The following is a 14,270-nucleotide window of genomic DNA, read 5'->3' as shown; positions in this document are numbered from 1 at the left end:
GCAACTAAGTTGCGTCAGAAGCTAGGTATAATTATCGCTATGACTCGAATAAATAAGAGACCATAATGGGACACTGCACTCAAAGCCAGTTTACGGCGCTAAACATTGCTGTTTTAACCTTATCTGATACCCGTAACTTTGATTCGGATACATCGGGAGCTTTTCTTGAAAGCGCGTTGCTAGAGGCAGGCCATAAGCTTGCCGATCGTCAGATTATCAAAGATGATAAATATCAGATCCGTTCGGTGCTATCCCAATGGATCGCCTCCGATGACGTGCAGGTGATCATTACCACTGGCGGCACAGGCTTTACCGATAGGGACAATACCCCAGAAGCGGTTAAGCCATTGTTTGATAGAGATATCGAAGGTTTTGGTGAGCTTTTCCGTCATATTACTTATACCGAGCTTGGCACATCGACCGTGCAGTCTCGTGCTTTAGGTGGCATCGCCAATAAAACGGCTATTTTCTGTCTGCCTGGTTCCACTGGTGCGTGTAAGACTGGCTGGAATAAGCTGATTAAAGAGCAACTTGATGCAACACATCGTCCTTGTAACTTTGTGATGCACGTGAAAAAAATCACCGAATAGGTCTCATCGAGACCCGTTTTACGGTGCTGTTTTTAGGTACTTAGACCCAAATTTATAAAAAGGCGTAAACCCAATGACCAATGCTTTTACCCATATCAATGCAGATGGTAATGCTCACATGGTAGATGTGACAGATAAGTCTGTTACCGAGCGTGAAGCGCGAGCCGAAGCCTATATTGAGATGGCGAGTGAAACTCTAGAGATGATCATGAGTGGCAGTCACCACAAAGGTGACGTATTCGCGACAGCCCGTATTGCGGGTATTCAAGCGGCGAAGAAGACTTCCGATCTTATCCCACTTTGTCACCCTCTGATGCTGACTAAGGTTGAGGTTGAGCTAGAGGCACAACCAGAGCATAACCGCGTATGGATCCGCAGTCTTTGTAAGCTTTCGGGTAAGACTGGCGTTGAGATGGAAGCATTAACCGCAGCTTCAACGGCCGCACTGACTATTTACGATATGTGTAAAGCGGTGCAAAAAGATATGGTAATTTCTCAGGTGCGTCTACTGGAGAAACGTGGCGGCAAGTCTGGGCATTTTAAGGTATAGAGACCAATATGATTAACGTACTATTTTTCGCACAAATTAGAGAACTGCTTGGCACCGCTAGCGTAAAAGTTGAAGCCAGTGAACACACCCAAACAGCCGAAGGCCTACGTGCTACTTTAGCCGCGACCGATGACAAGTGGGCCAAGGTCATGGCATCTGATAAGCTGCTGGTGGCGGTTAATCAAACCATCAGTCAGTGGGATACACAGATTGTCGATGGTGATGAAGTGGCATTCTTCCCACCTGTAACAGGGGGTTAAGATGATCCGTGTTCAGACTCAGGACTTTAGTGTACCCGATGAATATCAGCTAATTAGCCAAGATAATAGCGATGGCGCGGTAGTGACTTTTGTCGGTAAGGTGCGTGATTTTAACGACGGTAGCGCAGTTACCGACTTAACGCTTGAACACTATCCAGGCATGACAGAAGCGGTGCTGAATCAGATTGAAGCAGAGGCGCGCGAGCGTTGGCCGCTAAACAAGGTGACCATCATTCATCGCGTTGGTGCCATGGCGCTTGGTGAACAGATCGTATTTATTGGCGTGACTAGCGCCCACCGTAAAGCGGCTTTCGCTGCTTGCGAATTTTTGATCGATTTTCTTAAGACAAAAGCACCGTTTTGGAAGTTAGAAGCGGGTGATAAAGGCGCAAATTGGGTGGAAGCCCGTGACGCCGACGAACAAGCTGCAAAGATGTGGGATCAAAAGGCGTAACTTGACGCCTTTGAATGCCAGGAGAACCGCTCAATGAAGTTTAGAGTAATGGTGCTTGCTCTATTGCTACCGTTTTTAGCAATGAGCAAAGGTGTGCTAGCGGCGCAAGATGTGCCAGCTATAGCGGCGGCATCGAGTATTAAGTTTGCCCTCGATGATATCGCTAAGCAATTTACCCAAGATACAGGCCGCAAGGTGCGGATCTCCTATGGCTCCTCCGGCAATTTTGTTGCCCAGATAAAGCATGGTGCCCCGTTCGAATTATTTCTATCGGCCGATGAGCGCTATATCAAGCAGCTAAGTCAAGCCAAACAGACACCCGATGACGGTGTTGTGTATGCCGTGGGGCTGCTCGCGATTGCCGCGCCCAAGTCGTCGCCATTAACCTTAGATCCTGACTTAGATGGGGTGAAGCGGTTGATGGACTCGAAGCAGTTAAAACGCTTTGCCATCGCTAACCCTGAACATGCCCCCTACGGCGAACGCGCCGAAGAGGTGCTGAAGAAGCTAGGCCTGTGGCAAGATATTCAGCCAAACTTGGTCTTTGGTGAAAACGTGTCACAGGCGGCGCAATTTGCCGTGAGCGGCGCCACTCAAGGTGGTTTGGTTGCTCTATCATTAGCGGTGGCGAAACCTTTCAAGGCGCGAGCTAACTATGTGGTGATCCCACAAGAGTACTATACGCCATTGAGTCAGCGCATGGTGCTAACCCTGAAGGCGGGCGAAACCGCCAAACTGTTTTATACCTATCTGCAATCTGAGGCCGCTCAGGATGTATTTGCCGATTACGGCTTTGCGAGAGCGATGAATTAATGGATTGGGAAGCGTTACTGCTATCGATTAAGCTCAGTAGTGTGACTGTGCTTATTTTGATCCCGCTGGCGATTCTAGCGGGGCGTTTTCTGGCTTATCGCCATTTTCGTGGCAAGTCTTGGGTCGAAGCCTTAGTCATGGTGCCTTTGGTGCTTCCACCAACCGTTATCGGCTACTATTTGCTGGTAGGGCTCGGCAGTGAATCTTGGCTAGGCCGTATGTTAGAGCAACTACTTGGTCACCAGCTGGTTTTTCACTTCTCCGGCCTAGTGGTCGCCTCCATCTTAGTCAATATTCCCTTTGCGATTCAGCCAATTCAGCGCGCCTTTGAAGCTGTGCCTGAAGATGTGCGCGATGCCGCTGCCTGCTGTGGTATGAGCCGACTTAAGGTGTTGTTTAAGATTGAACTGCCTATGGTGTGGCCTGGCGTGTTAACCGCCATGGTGCTCTGTTTCTCTCATGTGCTGGGTGAATTTGGCGTGGTGCTGATGATGGGCGGTAATATCGCCGGGGAAACCAAGACCATCGCCATCTCGATATATGACAGTGTGCAGGCATTTGATTTTGCCAGTGCCGGTAATATGTCGCTGGTACTGCTGCTGTTTGCGATTACCGTATTGGCGTTAACGACCAGTTTGTCGCGCCGTGTTGGAGGCCAGCATGTTGCAAAGCGTCGCTGATCTATATTGCCGCATTAAGCAGACCAAGCATATCAAGCTTGATGCTGAGTTCAGTTGCAAGGCGGGAGAAGTATTAGCCGTTGTTGGTCCCTCTGGCGGCGGCAAGTCAACCTTACTGCGGATGATCGCCGGTTTGACACTGCCTGAAAATGGCGTGATCCGCTATGGTGATAAGCCTTGGTTTGATCGCGAGCAGAACATACAGCTAAGCCCTCAGCAACGTCATTTAGGTTACGTTCCACAGCATTTTGGTCTGTTTCCTAATTTAACCGCCCTCGAAAATGTGGTGGCGGCGCTGGATCATATCCCTAAGGCTGAGCGAGAGGCGCGGGCAAAAGACTGGCTTGAGCGGGTCAATCTTCATGGCCTGCCAGACCGACTTCCAGCACACCTTTCCGGTGGTCAGCGTCAACGGGTGGCACTGGCTCGAGCCTTGGCGCGAGAACCTTCGGTACTGTTGCTCGATGAGCCTTTCTCGGCTGTCGATAGGGAGACCCGTGAGCGTCTCTACCTTGAATTGGCTCGGCTGAAAGAGCAGCTAGCGATTCCTGTCATCATGGTGACCCACGATCTCAATGAAGCCTTGCTATTAGCCGACAGCATGATTTTGATCAGCCAAGGTAAGATGCTGCAGCAAGGTCGACCTCATGAAGTTTTAACCCGCCCGCGAGATGAGGCGGTTGCGAAACAGATGGGTCTGCGCAATATCTTCGATGCTCATGTGATCGCTCAGGAAGAGGAGCGGCAGATCACTTGGCTGAAATTTGGTGAGCATCTGATCGCCAGTACTTATTTTGAAAGCTTAGATGTGGGTACTAAGGTGCGCTGGGTGATCCCCAATCAAGGGGTGCGCTTTAACTCGATTAAGAAGGGGCGTTTGTGCCGCAGCTTCAATAAACTTGATATTACCGTCGACTCTATGCTGGTCATGGGGGAGACGGTGCGAGTGCTGGCAAGTGTCGTTGGTGTGCAGCATAAGATCCATGCCGAAGTGCCACTGCATTTAGCCCAGAAACTGGAGTTGACGGTGGGCACACAAACGACCGTTGCGCTCAAATCTGAGCTCATCCATATACTGGAAAAGTAGCTTTTTTAGGTGGGGATTATCGGCGCTCATCTATGCTTTAAGCATATGATCAAAGTTTAATCTTTGCTCCATCTAGATGTTATAGACAATGACATAAACTAGGCTCATATATTGAGAGGAGTGCTATTTTATGTCTAAAAAATTAACGGGTTTAATCGTATTATCGGCGGTATTAACGCTTCCAGCTTTCGCTGCTTACAATGGCCCAGGCCCTGAAACTCAGGTTAAGACGGCGTCTGATGCGGCTAAAGCTAAAGATAATACCCCTGTTGAGCTGACAGGCTATCTAGTGCAAAGCCTAGGTGATGAAAAGTACCTTTTCCGTGATGAAAGTGGTGATGTTGAGGTTGAGATCGATAATGCGCTTTGGCGTAATATTGAAGTATCGGATGACACTAAGGTGAGACTTGTCGGTGAAGTAGACGATGAGTGGCAAGGTATTGAAATAGAAATTGACAGTATGCGTCTGGTTTCTGAATAATCCTTTCAAAAAGTGGTTTAGCGTTTTATTTTCGGAGGAGCCATGGCTCGCTGGCTAGTTGGTTTGTTATTAGTATCTGGTAGCGCGTTTGCTGGACAAGGCTTGTATTCAATGATCTCTTCGGGAAACTATCCCTTGCCTACAGAGATGATGCAGCAACTTGAGCAGTTGAATGATGGCGTGATCTCCGAATTTGAAGCTGATATCGAAAATGGCGAATTGATTTATGAATTCAAGATGATCGATCCTCAGACAAAAACCATCACAGAATATGAATACCGTGCGATAGATGGCAGTTTGAAAGAGCGGGAAGTAGGGCGTCTAAAGGGTGATGATAAAGACGAACTTGCTGGCGTACTCGTACTGCAACAAAATGGCCTATCGCTCTCAGAAATGTTGACCCTAGTGAATGAAGAAAATAGCGGCCATATTGTTAAGGCCGAAGTCGATAACGACCTAGGGATTAGTTATATAGAATTAGAGATCCTCGATGTCGATGGTAAACATCAGTTAGCCTTCGATATTGAAAACAAACAATTATTACCACTGCTCAAATGGGACTAGAACATGAAAATACTCATGGTTGAAGATGACGCGACTACCATCGAATATGTCGTAAAGGGATTTGTTGAGCAAGGGCACAATATAGAAACGGCAACAGACGGTCATCAAGGCTTACTGCTTGCGACCAGCATGAAGTACGACTTGATCATTTTGGATCGTATGTTACCACAGCTAGATGGTTTGAAACTGTTAGCGGCGCTGCGCGCCACCGGCAGCCAAACGCCAGTGTTGATCCTGTCTGCGCTAAGTCATGTTGATGAGCGTGTTAAGGGGCTGCGTGCGGGCGGTGATGACTACATGACTAAGCCTTTTGCCTTCTCTGAGCTGCTGGTTCGTGCTGAAAAGCTGATGCAACGTGGTGAATCGCAGCCAACTATCACAGATCTCAATGTGGGCCCGCTGACCATAGAGTTGTTGACGCGCAAGGTGACACTCGATGGACAGGAGATCTTGCTGCAGCCCAAAGAGTTTCAGTTACTTAAGTACCTAATGGAGCACGTTAACCAAGTGATTAGTCGTACGCTGCTATTCGAAGCGGTGTGGGATTATCATTTCGATCCGCGTACCAATGTCATCGATGTACATATTGCTAAGCTAAGACGTAAGTTTGAAGAGCTAGGCCACGGTGAGTTAATCGAAACTGTTCGAGGTGCTGGATATCGGTTACGCCAAGGGCATTAAGCCCTATCAGAGTAGTGCCTGGCGCATTACCATCATATTCTCAGCCCTAGTAACTGTCATCATTGGCACCTTGTTATTGGGAATGTATCGCCAGCTGATCAATGAGCAAGAGCATCAGCTGGACTTGCATCTCGATGCTGAAAAGACCCGCTATCAACAGATGGCGCTGACCTTGGATAGGCGCAGCTTTGCGACTCAGGTACGCAGTGCCGATCCCAAAGTGACCTTGATTGTTTGGCGCGACTCCCTCGATCTTATCGGCTCATTGAGTATGATCCCCAAAGATATGCCTATGCTACCGGAGAAACGTGAGTTTCCGGTGTTTACCGGTGGGCCTGAGAAGCTACATATCTTAACCGGTGGTATGGTGATGACCCGTTACGGCCCTATGCTGATTGCCACTCGTGTCGATCAGCTTGGTGCCCTTATCGATAAATTTACCAATGCTGCCATTACCGCGCTGATGTTGACTCTAGTGTTGACGTTAGCCTTGGGCTATCTGTTCTCTAAAGCTATTTTGCGGCGTTTGGTGCAGTATAACCGCTTAAGTAAACGCATTGAGCGTGGTCAATATTCGACGCGCCTGCCCGTGGGCTGGCGTGAAGATGAGTTTGATATGCTTGCACGACAGTTTAATGGTGTGCTCGATGCGCTAGAGAAAAACCTTGCGGCAGTGCGCGGCGTGACCGATAACATCGCCCATGATCTGCGGACCCCGCTATCACATCTTCGTATAGGACTCGAGCAGTTACCGGCTAAGCCTAAAGAGGAGCTTGAGGAGAGCTGTGCGATCCTCACCGAAGAGCTAGATCACTGCCTAGCTACCTTCGATGCCATGCTGTCGTTGACTCGTATCGAAGAGGGTCAGCAAACACTGGAGCTGCAAGAGGTTAGCCTAATCGAGCTCAGCCAAGATCTGTTTGAGATGGCCGAGGCGATGGCCGAGTTCAACGGTCAGTCACTCAAGCTCACTACAGGTGAAGAGTTCCAGCTCAGTGGTGATAAGTATCTGCTGTTCCAAGCCTTGTTTAACTTAGTCGATAATGCGATTAAGTATTCCGGTGAAGGTGCCACGATCAGTATTTCCCAGAATCGTAATGTCATCTCTATCCAAGATAATGGTCCAGGGATCCCCGAGGGCTCTCGTGAGAAGGTGTTCGAACGTTTGGTGCGTTTAGATCCTAGTCGTCATCACAAGGGGACAGGTTTAGGTTTGTCTATGGTGAAGGCGATTCTGTCGCGACATAATGCTAAAATAGCCCTAACCGATAATCAGCCTGGCCTAAAGGTGATTATTACCTTTTAGTCTAGCGATAGCTAAGCTGCTCTAGGGGGCTTAGTGGAACCTTCATTTATGTATCGAGTCATTGCCGATGAGCGCGACTTTATTGTGATCAATAAGTCGGCCGAAGTGCATTTTCATAGCCAAGATGGCAGCGCCGGCGTTGTCGCTCAGGCCGAGGCCGATCTCGGCATTAAGCTCTACGCCGTACACAGGCTAGATACTATGACCTCGGGGCTGATCATCCTCGCTAAATCGAGCACGGCTGCCGCCGAGTTTACCCGTATGTTTTCCGCGCATCTGGTGCAGAAATACTATCTTGCGCTAGCAAAGGGCAAACCAAAGAAGAAGCAGGGCTGGGTCATCGGCGATATGGCCAAGTCTCGTCGCAGCATGCATAAGCTTCTACGTAGCACCGATAATCCAGCCATCACTCAGTTTTTCTCTCACTCGATTGGCGAGGGGGAGCGACTGTATCTACTTAAACCCCACAGTGGTAAGACGCATCAGCTAAGAGTTGCCCTAGCTAGCATAGGTGCGCCGATCTTGGGTGATACCCTCTATGGTGGTGAAAGTGCCGATAGAGGCTATCTCCACGCCTACTGTTTGCACTTTGATTATCAAGGACAAGAGTATCAATATACCGCTCAACCAAGTACTGGTGAGCATTTCCAAGATACTGGTGTAAGCCAGCAACTTAATGTTTGGCAGCAGCCCCATCAATTAACTTGGCCCAAGCTGAAAAAGTCCACGACCAGTTAACTGGGTTATCTCTTTGTTTTTCCGCCTCAGAGAAAAGTTAATACCTTGATGCGCCTTGTCGCTTATCTGGGCTTTTACATTCACAATTCGCTCAATAACGAGTAGGATAGGGGGCCTAAAAAGTCCATATTCTAGGACGATTAATTTCAAGGTAGTTCAGACTGCTAAGTAACAACTTTAAGGGTAGATTTTAACGTGCATAAGCGAGCCATATATCCTGGAACATTTGACCCAGTTACAAATGGTCATGCCGATTTGATTGAGCGTGCGGCAAATTTATTTGAGCATGTCATCATTGGCATTGCAGCCAACCCTTCTAAGCAGCCAAGATTTACCCTTGCTGAGCGAGTCGAATTACTCAAAACGGTTACTGCACATTTAGATAATGTCGAGGTGGTGGGGTTTAGTGGCCTACTGGTTGACTTTGCAAAGGAACAAAATGCCAGCGTGCTGGTCAGAGGCTTACGTGCGGTATCTGATTTCGAGTATGAATTTCAGTTAGCTAACATGAATCGTCGTCTGAGCCCAGAGCTTGAGAGCGTATTTTTAACGCCGGCGGAAGAGAACTCATTTATCTCATCTACCCTAGTGAAAGAGGTGGCGCTTCATGGTGGTGATGTGAGTCAGTTCGTTCATGTTGAAGTGGCAAATGCATTAACAAACAAGGCTAAATAGTTGTCCATGCTTAAGTTTATCCAGTTTTACACGGTTAGATTCATAGCCATTCTAGCCCTAACCTTCTCTGGGGGCAGCATTGCCGCGCCTTGGGTCGATACCTCCGATATCTACCTCAGAGCCGATATTCAAGCCCTTGCCGATGCGGGAGTCATTACCGTTCCGGTTAATACCTATCCCTTGATGTGGTCGGGTATTGGTGGCGACTTGGCCAAGGTCGAACCTTCGACACTCACTCCTGCATTAGTCGAGGCCTTTTCCCGTGTTAATTATTACTATCGCAATGCGGTCGATAATCGTGGCAATGTTAGCGTAAAGCTGGCTGCGGCGAGCGATCCTGCTCGTTTTCAGCACTTTGGCTCGGACTATCGCGAGCAGGGAGAAGCCAGCGCTTCTTACGAGTATTTAGGTGATAGGTTTGCCTATAAAGTCTCGGCATCGGCGAATTACGATCCCGCAGATGACGAAGAGTTTCGCTTCGATGATTCCTATCTTGCCATGGCGATGGGTAACTGGATGTTTACTTTCGGTGCCATCGAGCAGTGGTGGGGACCCGGTTTTGATTCATCGCTACATAAATCGAATAACGCCCGTCCGATGCCATCACTCATGCTGAGCCGCAATAATGCTCAAGCTTTCGAGACGCCTTGGCTATCGTGGTTAGGCCCTTGGACATTTACCGCTGGGGTGAGCATGTTCGAAGAGGAGCGTTATGCTCCTCATACTCTTTTATGGAACTTCCGCGGATCGATTCGTCCCTTTAGGCAGTTGGAGATAGGCCTTTCTTGGACGACGCAGTTCTGTGGCGAAGGCCAAGAGTGTAGCTGGGAAAGCGCCTTTAAATCGATCACCGGCCAGCGAGATTGTCGTGCCGATAACGTAGAAGAGTTTGGTTGCAGTAACTATGGCAACCAGATGGCGGGCTACGATATCCGCTTTAGCGACACTTGGTACAATGTACCATTCGGCGTTTATTACGAGAGAACCTGTGAAGATGCTAAGAGCTCGGCGCCATGGGATATCGTGGATTGTGGCTCGATGTTTGGTGCCGATACCCGTTTTAACCTAGATGGTCAGCAGTATAAGGTGTTCCTCGAGTACACAGACACTATGGTGTTCTGCGGCGAAAACGAGAACTATTTTAACTGTTTCTATGAGCACTCGACCTACCGCAGTGGTTCCCGTTACTACGGTCGCGCCTTAGGCAGCACCTATGACAGTGACGCCAATGTGTATGTGCTTGGCTTGATTGGCCAGTTTGCTAACAGTAAAGGTTTTACCTCCTTGCTGCGCTACGCACAGCTTAATAAAGACGGTAAAAGTCCGACCCATGGCTGGGCACCTCAGCCTGTTAAAGAAGATCTGTTGATGTTGGAGCTGAGCTATCGTATGCCAATTTGGAAGGGCATGATAAGTGTTGGCGGAACCGTATCTCAATCTGAATTTGAGGTGCAAGAAAACGAGACCAATGCCACGGTGTTTGGCACTTATGAGTACAAGTTTTAAGAGAGCTTTATAAGATAGCCAACGCCTAAGAAGCGTTGGCTTTTTTATTTCGGTAGATTTTGGGCTCGAGGATTGCGACTTAAGCAAGTCTAGAACTCAATTCACGCCCATTGACTAAAAATAACATAATCATGGGCTAAGTTAAGTTAGTGTTTTTTTATATTTTTATCTTTGTTTATCTGTACGTTACAGCAGAAGTGTGAGTCGTTCTGTATTAAGAGAGTTGATGGTGTAAATTAGAGGAAAGCCTGAACTTCCCTGTATCCATCGACAACGAATTTATCTCTTTGTAATGGATTCAGTCAAAGATTGCACAGGGTCGAACTTCGGCTCTAACAACTTTTTTGGAGTAAGTATTTTGATTTCAGTCGTAATCCCAGCAAAAGACGAGCAAGCTAATATTGGTCCTTTAGTGGAAGAGATCCATCGAGCGCTAAAAGATAAGACGCCCTTCGAAGTGATCGTTGTGGATGATGGCAGCAACGACGATACCTTCGGTGAGTTGCTGCGCACGGGTGAACGACTCGGTTGCTCGACTAAGGCGATTCGCCATGAAAAAAGTACCGGACAAAGTACCGCGCTGCATACCGGTGTTCAACATGCTAGCGGTGATATTATCGCGACACTCGATGCCGATGGTCAAAATGATCCGGCAGATATTCCAGCCATGCTAGATCTTATTCCAACCATGACCCATAGCGACTTTTGCATCGCGGGCTATCGTAAAAACCGTAAAGATACTGCCTGGAAGCGTTTCCAGTCTCGTGTGGCCAATAAGGTGCGCGATGGCCTACTCGGCGATGGCGTACCCGATACTGGCTGTGGCTTAAAGGTGTTCCCGAAGGCCAGCTTCTTGAAGCTACCCTATTTCGATCATATGCATCGCTATATTCCTGCACTGATTCGTCGTCTCGGTGGAGAGGTTAAGGTCTCAATCGTTAACCATAGAGATCGCATGGAAGGTGAGTCTAAGTACACCGCTTGGAACCGCGTCTGGGTAGGGATTGTCGATATCCTAGGGGTGATGTGGCTAAACCGTAGAACTCGTTTACCCAATGTGGTTAAGACCGAGACTACACAGGTTCAATAGCTATGAAACGCTTAGCTAAAACATTATTGGTCATCACAGTACTGCTACTGTTGATGTTTGCAGTCCAGCAAGGTCTATTTGAGCACCTGACCGATAGCAACTGGGTAGGCAACTACGTCGAAAAGAACGGTAACAGTGCCTTAGTGGTGCTATTTCTTATGGGGGCGGCATTTACCAGTGTTGGTGGACCTCGCCAAGTTATCGCCGTTGTTTTTGGTTTCGCCTTAGGTGGCGTCTACGGGGCATTACTGGGCACTGCATCGGCACTGCTTGGCTGTGCGGTCACCTTTTACTTTGCCAGACTGACCTTCAGAAGCAGTCTTAAAAAGCGTTTTAAAGATAAGCTATTTCGTTTTGAGAGACTGATAATTCATCGTACTTTTTTAAAGGTATTGATGATCCGGTTACTGCCAATTGGTAGTAACGCCTTAACTAACTTATTCGCAGGCTCTACTCATGTGAGTGCGTGGAAGTTTTTTTTAGGCAGCGGAGTAGGTTACATCCCGCAGATGCTTATCTTTAGCTTTGCTGGTGCAGGCATTGGCTTGTCGGATCACAACAGCTTGATCATCAGCATAGTGCTGTTTATTTTCTCATCTCTGATTGGCGCTTACCTGTATAAGACTCGGTTGCGTAAACAGGTGGGCGAGATAGTTACCGATGAATAATAAGGTTAATTAAAAAATGATATTGAAATCGATGCAACAACGATTCAATAGCGATGACTATTATCAAGTGTTGAGTATGTTGCTGCTATTTGCGGCAGTCATTTTGCTGGTGGGAATAGGTTGGCGTTCGCCTTGGCCTGCCGATGAGCCGCGTTTCGCCGAAGTCGCCAGAGAGATGGTGGACTCGGGGCAGTGGTTCTTCCCTCAGCGTGGTGGTGAGTTCTATCCCGATAAGCCGCCAGTATTCATGTGGGCCATCGCACTGTTTTATGGATTGACCGGCAGTTTAAAGGTGGCCTTTTTACTGCCTAATGCCTTAGCGGGCTTCTTAACGCTCTTTCTGGTTTATGATCTAGGCTCAAGGCTGTGGAATGTGCGTGTTGGCCGCAATGCCGCACTGCTGTTGATGTTAGCGCCTCAGTTCTTAATTCAGAGTAAGAACGCCCAAATTGATGCCATGGTGATGTGTTGGATCACCCTTGGCTGTTACGGTTTACTGCGTCACTTTATGACGGGGCCTCACTGGCGCTGGTACTTTGCTGGCTGGGCATTTATGGGGCTTGGGGTGATCACCAAGGGGGTGGGCTTCCTGCCTCTGTTGATGCTGATTCCGATCATTGGTTATGCCCTGATCCAAAAAGATCTGTTTAAGGGGCGCCTACAGTGGTGGTGCCTTGCGGGGCCTCTGGCGATGTTAGCCGTGATCGCCTGCTGGTTGGTGCCTATGGTGTTGATAGTGCAGAGCCAAGGCACACCAGAGCTTATTCAATATCAAAATAATATCTTGTTTAAACAGACGGGAGAGCGCTACGTCAACGCATGGCACCATATCAAGCCTTGGTACTATTTCTTAGTCAGTGTTGTGCCAGTGATGTGGTTCCCGTTGCCGCTATTGTTAATTGCGCATTGGCAACGAGTTATGGCTAAGGTCAAAGCCGAACCTGTGATTACGATACTGCTGATCTGGGTGGTATTGGTGCTGGTATTCTTCAGCATTAGCCCGGGCAAACGCGGGGTGTATATCCTGCCTGCTCTGCCTATGTTGGCCTTAGCACTGTCGGCAATTATTACGGGGGCCGATACCAAGCGTTGGTTTGAGTGGGGCCTCACGGCTCTGTTGTGGTTACTGGGTCTAGTGTTTACAACAGCAGGTGTATTGGCGCTGATTCATCACCCTGCTATCGTTAAGGCGATGGCAGATTATGCTGCAGATCTGACTCATATGGGCTACCTGTTGCTGACGGTGGGGCTTATCTGGTTTGCGATCTTGCTGACCCTGCGACATTCTCAAGCCATGGTGAGAATGGGAGTGAGTCTTGCACTAACTTGGGTTGTGATGGGCACTTGGGGCTACAGTATTTTAGAGCCTATGCGAACGCCACAGGCATTGATGGCAAATGCCGCAAAGGCGATAGGCCCGAATGGTCAACTTGGCCTCGTTAAATTCAAAGAGCAGTTTATCTTGTTTTCTCCGGTGGATATCACTCACTTTAGCTATCTCGCGCCCCTTGAGCAGCAAGAGCGTAATGCCTGGCAGTGGATGCATGAAGGAGATAACCGCTATATCTTAGTCGGCGATCATCAAAAGCTGAGCTGCTTTGACTTTACTGGCGCTAAAAGCATGGGCGTGGCACATCGCGATGATTGGGTATTGTTAACTAAAGCCAATATGCTGCCGACCTGCGCCGAGCCAGATAGACGTTATCAGTACTTCACCCCAACCCCAGGGCGCTGGATGGAGTGATTATTGAGAGAAGGCCCTAGGAAAAACAGGCCCTAGGAAGAGCTAAGGCGGTTAAAGCTGAGACGGAAAAGCAGGTCCTAGGCTCTAGGAAAAACAGCCCCTAGGAAGAGCAAAGACGGTACAAGCTAAGGCGGTTAAAGCTGAGACGGAAAAGCTGGTCCTAGGCCCTAGGAAAAGCAGGCCCTAGGAAGAGCAAAGACGGTACAAGCTAAGGCGGTTCAAGCTGAGACGGAAAAGCTGGTCCTAGGCTCTAGAAAAAACAGGCCCTAGGAAGAGCAAAGGCGGTTAAAGCTGAGACGGAAAAGCAGGTCCTAGGCTCTAGGAAAAACAGCCCCTAGGAAGAGCAAAGACGGTACAAGCTAAGGCGGTTAAAGCTGAGACGG

General features: G+C 48.5%; 17 protein-coding genes. All 17 read left to right on the top strand.

Annotated features, from left to right (window positions below):
• Positions 1-65: 65 nt before the first annotated feature.
• The 17 genes from moaB (at position 66) to L1D44_RS04020 (ending at position 13,887) form a co-directional block, all read left to right on the top strand.
• Positions 66-590: a molybdenum cofactor biosynthesis protein B gene (gene moaB / locus L1D44_RS04100; RefSeq protein ID WP_239888932.1), complete on the top strand. Its 525-nt coding sequence runs from the start codon at positions 66-68 to the stop codon at positions 588-590.
• A gap of 73 nt (positions 591-663) precedes the next feature.
• The gene (moaC, locus tag L1D44_RS04095; RefSeq protein WP_202287363.1) at positions 664-1,140 is read left to right on the top strand and encodes a cyclic pyranopterin monophosphate synthase MoaC; all 477 of its coding nucleotides are present in this window, start codon (positions 664-666) and stop codon (positions 1,138-1,140) included.
• Positions 1,141-1,148: 8 nt separating this feature from the next.
• Positions 1,149-1,400 carry a molybdopterin synthase sulfur carrier subunit gene (moaD, locus tag L1D44_RS04090; RefSeq protein WP_239888931.1) on the top strand — a complete coding sequence of 84 codons (252 nt, stop codon included), beginning with the start codon at positions 1,149-1,151 and terminating at the stop codon, positions 1,398-1,400.
• 1 nt (position 1,401) lies between these two features.
• Complete coding sequence (gene moaE, locus L1D44_RS04085; RefSeq protein ID WP_239888930.1) at positions 1,402-1,854, top strand: molybdopterin synthase catalytic subunit MoaE; 453 nt, start codon at positions 1,402-1,404, stop codon at positions 1,852-1,854.
• A 33-nt stretch (positions 1,855-1,887) separates the two neighbouring features.
• Positions 1,888-2,667: a molybdate ABC transporter substrate-binding protein gene (modA, locus tag L1D44_RS04080; protein ID WP_239888929.1), complete on the top strand. Its 780-nt coding sequence runs from the start codon at positions 1,888-1,890 to the stop codon at positions 2,665-2,667.
• The gene (gene modB / locus L1D44_RS04075) at positions 2,667-3,347 is read left to right on the top strand and encodes a molybdate ABC transporter permease subunit (RefSeq protein ID WP_220768952.1); all 681 of its coding nucleotides are present in this window, start codon (positions 2,667-2,669) and stop codon (positions 3,345-3,347) included. Before modA ends, modB begins: the two co-directional genes overlap by 1 nt.
• On the top strand, positions 3,328-4,434 hold the full coding sequence (locus tag L1D44_RS04070; RefSeq protein WP_239888928.1) for an ABC transporter ATP-binding protein: 1,107 nt from the start codon (positions 3,328-3,330) through the stop codon (positions 4,432-4,434). Before modB ends, L1D44_RS04070 begins: the two co-directional genes overlap by 20 nt.
• 130 nt (positions 4,435-4,564) lie before the next feature.
• The gene (locus L1D44_RS04065) at positions 4,565-4,915 is read left to right on the top strand and encodes a NirD/YgiW/YdeI family stress tolerance protein (protein WP_239888927.1); all 351 of its coding nucleotides are present in this window, start codon (positions 4,565-4,567) and stop codon (positions 4,913-4,915) included.
• A gap of 42 nt (positions 4,916-4,957) precedes the next feature.
• Positions 4,958-5,479, top strand: a complete 522-nt coding sequence (locus tag L1D44_RS04060) for a hypothetical protein (protein WP_239888926.1) — start codon at positions 4,958-4,960, stop codon at positions 5,477-5,479.
• Between the two features lie 3 nt (positions 5,480-5,482).
• The gene (locus tag L1D44_RS04055) at positions 5,483-6,160 is read left to right on the top strand and encodes a response regulator transcription factor (protein WP_028766736.1); all 678 of its coding nucleotides are present in this window, start codon (positions 5,483-5,485) and stop codon (positions 6,158-6,160) included.
• A gap of 82 nt (positions 6,161-6,242) precedes the next feature.
• Positions 6,243-7,466: a sensor histidine kinase gene (locus L1D44_RS04050; protein ID WP_239889006.1), complete on the top strand. Its 1,224-nt coding sequence runs from the start codon at positions 6,243-6,245 to the stop codon at positions 7,464-7,466.
• A gap of 48 nt (positions 7,467-7,514) precedes the next feature.
• Positions 7,515-8,204: a TIGR01621 family pseudouridine synthase gene (locus tag L1D44_RS04045; protein ID WP_239889005.1), complete on the top strand. Its 690-nt coding sequence runs from the start codon at positions 7,515-7,517 to the stop codon at positions 8,202-8,204.
• A gap of 195 nt (positions 8,205-8,399) precedes the next feature.
• A complete protein-coding gene (coaD, locus tag L1D44_RS04040) occupies positions 8,400-8,879 on the top strand; it encodes a pantetheine-phosphate adenylyltransferase (RefSeq protein ID WP_220768956.1) in 480 nt (159 codons plus the stop codon).
• A gap of 6 nt (positions 8,880-8,885) precedes the next feature.
• Complete coding sequence (locus L1D44_RS04035) at positions 8,886-10,385, top strand: capsule assembly Wzi family protein (RefSeq protein ID WP_239888925.1); 1,500 nt, start codon at positions 8,886-8,888, stop codon at positions 10,383-10,385.
• Between the two features lie 358 nt (positions 10,386-10,743).
• Entirely contained in the window at positions 10,744-11,475 is a 732-nt protein-coding gene (locus L1D44_RS04030) for a glycosyltransferase family 2 protein (protein ID WP_239888924.1), read from the top strand.
• 2 nt (positions 11,476-11,477) lie between these two features.
• Entirely contained in the window at positions 11,478-12,143 is a 666-nt protein-coding gene (locus L1D44_RS04025; protein WP_220768959.1) for a VTT domain-containing protein, read from the top strand.
• Between the two features lie 22 nt (positions 12,144-12,165).
• Positions 12,166-13,887 (top strand): glycosyltransferase family 39 protein, encoded by a 1,722-nt coding sequence (locus tag L1D44_RS04020; protein WP_345773626.1) that lies wholly within the window; start codon positions 12,166-12,168, stop codon positions 13,885-13,887.
• The last annotated feature ends 383 nt before the right edge of the window (positions 13,888-14,270 follow it).

It is taken from the genome of Shewanella sp. Isolate13 (genome assembly GCF_022398325.1).
In the GTDB taxonomy this organism is placed as follows: Bacteria; Pseudomonadota; Gammaproteobacteria; order Enterobacterales; family Shewanellaceae; genus Shewanella.
The sequence above is the reverse complement of the archived record's forward strand: the minus strand, read 5'-3'. Positions and strand labels throughout refer to the sequence as shown.

What these genes read in the sequence shown, in the direction of transcription:
- moaB (WP_239888932.1), top strand. Translation starts at nt 66, where the DNA reads ATGGGACACTGCACTCAAAGCCAGTTTACGGCGCTAAACATTGCTGTT.
- moaC (WP_202287363.1), top strand. Translation starts at nt 664, where the DNA reads ATGACCAATGCTTTTACCCATATCAATGCAGATGGTAATGCTCACATG.
- moaD (WP_239888931.1), top strand. Translation starts at nt 1,149, where the DNA reads ATGATTAACGTACTATTTTTCGCACAAATTAGAGAACTGCTTGGCACC.
- moaE (WP_239888930.1), top strand. Translation starts at nt 1,402, where the DNA reads ATGATCCGTGTTCAGACTCAGGACTTTAGTGTACCCGATGAATATCAG.
- modA (WP_239888929.1), top strand. Translation starts at nt 1,888, where the DNA reads ATGAAGTTTAGAGTAATGGTGCTTGCTCTATTGCTACCGTTTTTAGCA.
- modB (WP_220768952.1), top strand. Translation starts at nt 2,667, where the DNA reads ATGGATTGGGAAGCGTTACTGCTATCGATTAAGCTCAGTAGTGTGACT.
- L1D44_RS04070 (WP_239888928.1), top strand. Translation starts at nt 3,328, where the DNA reads ATGTTGCAAAGCGTCGCTGATCTATATTGCCGCATTAAGCAGACCAAG.
- L1D44_RS04065 (WP_239888927.1), top strand. Translation starts at nt 4,565, where the DNA reads ATGTCTAAAAAATTAACGGGTTTAATCGTATTATCGGCGGTATTAACG.
- L1D44_RS04060 (WP_239888926.1), top strand. Translation starts at nt 4,958, where the DNA reads ATGGCTCGCTGGCTAGTTGGTTTGTTATTAGTATCTGGTAGCGCGTTT.
- L1D44_RS04055 (WP_028766736.1), top strand. Translation starts at nt 5,483, where the DNA reads ATGAAAATACTCATGGTTGAAGATGACGCGACTACCATCGAATATGTC.
- L1D44_RS04050 (WP_239889006.1), top strand. Translation starts at nt 6,243, where the DNA reads ATGTATCGCCAGCTGATCAATGAGCAAGAGCATCAGCTGGACTTGCAT.
- L1D44_RS04045 (WP_239889005.1), top strand. Translation starts at nt 7,515, where the DNA reads ATGTATCGAGTCATTGCCGATGAGCGCGACTTTATTGTGATCAATAAG.
- L1D44_RS04035 (WP_239888925.1), top strand. Translation starts at nt 8,886, where the DNA reads ATGCTTAAGTTTATCCAGTTTTACACGGTTAGATTCATAGCCATTCTA.
- L1D44_RS04025 (WP_220768959.1), top strand. Translation starts at nt 11,478, where the DNA reads ATGAAACGCTTAGCTAAAACATTATTGGTCATCACAGTACTGCTACTG.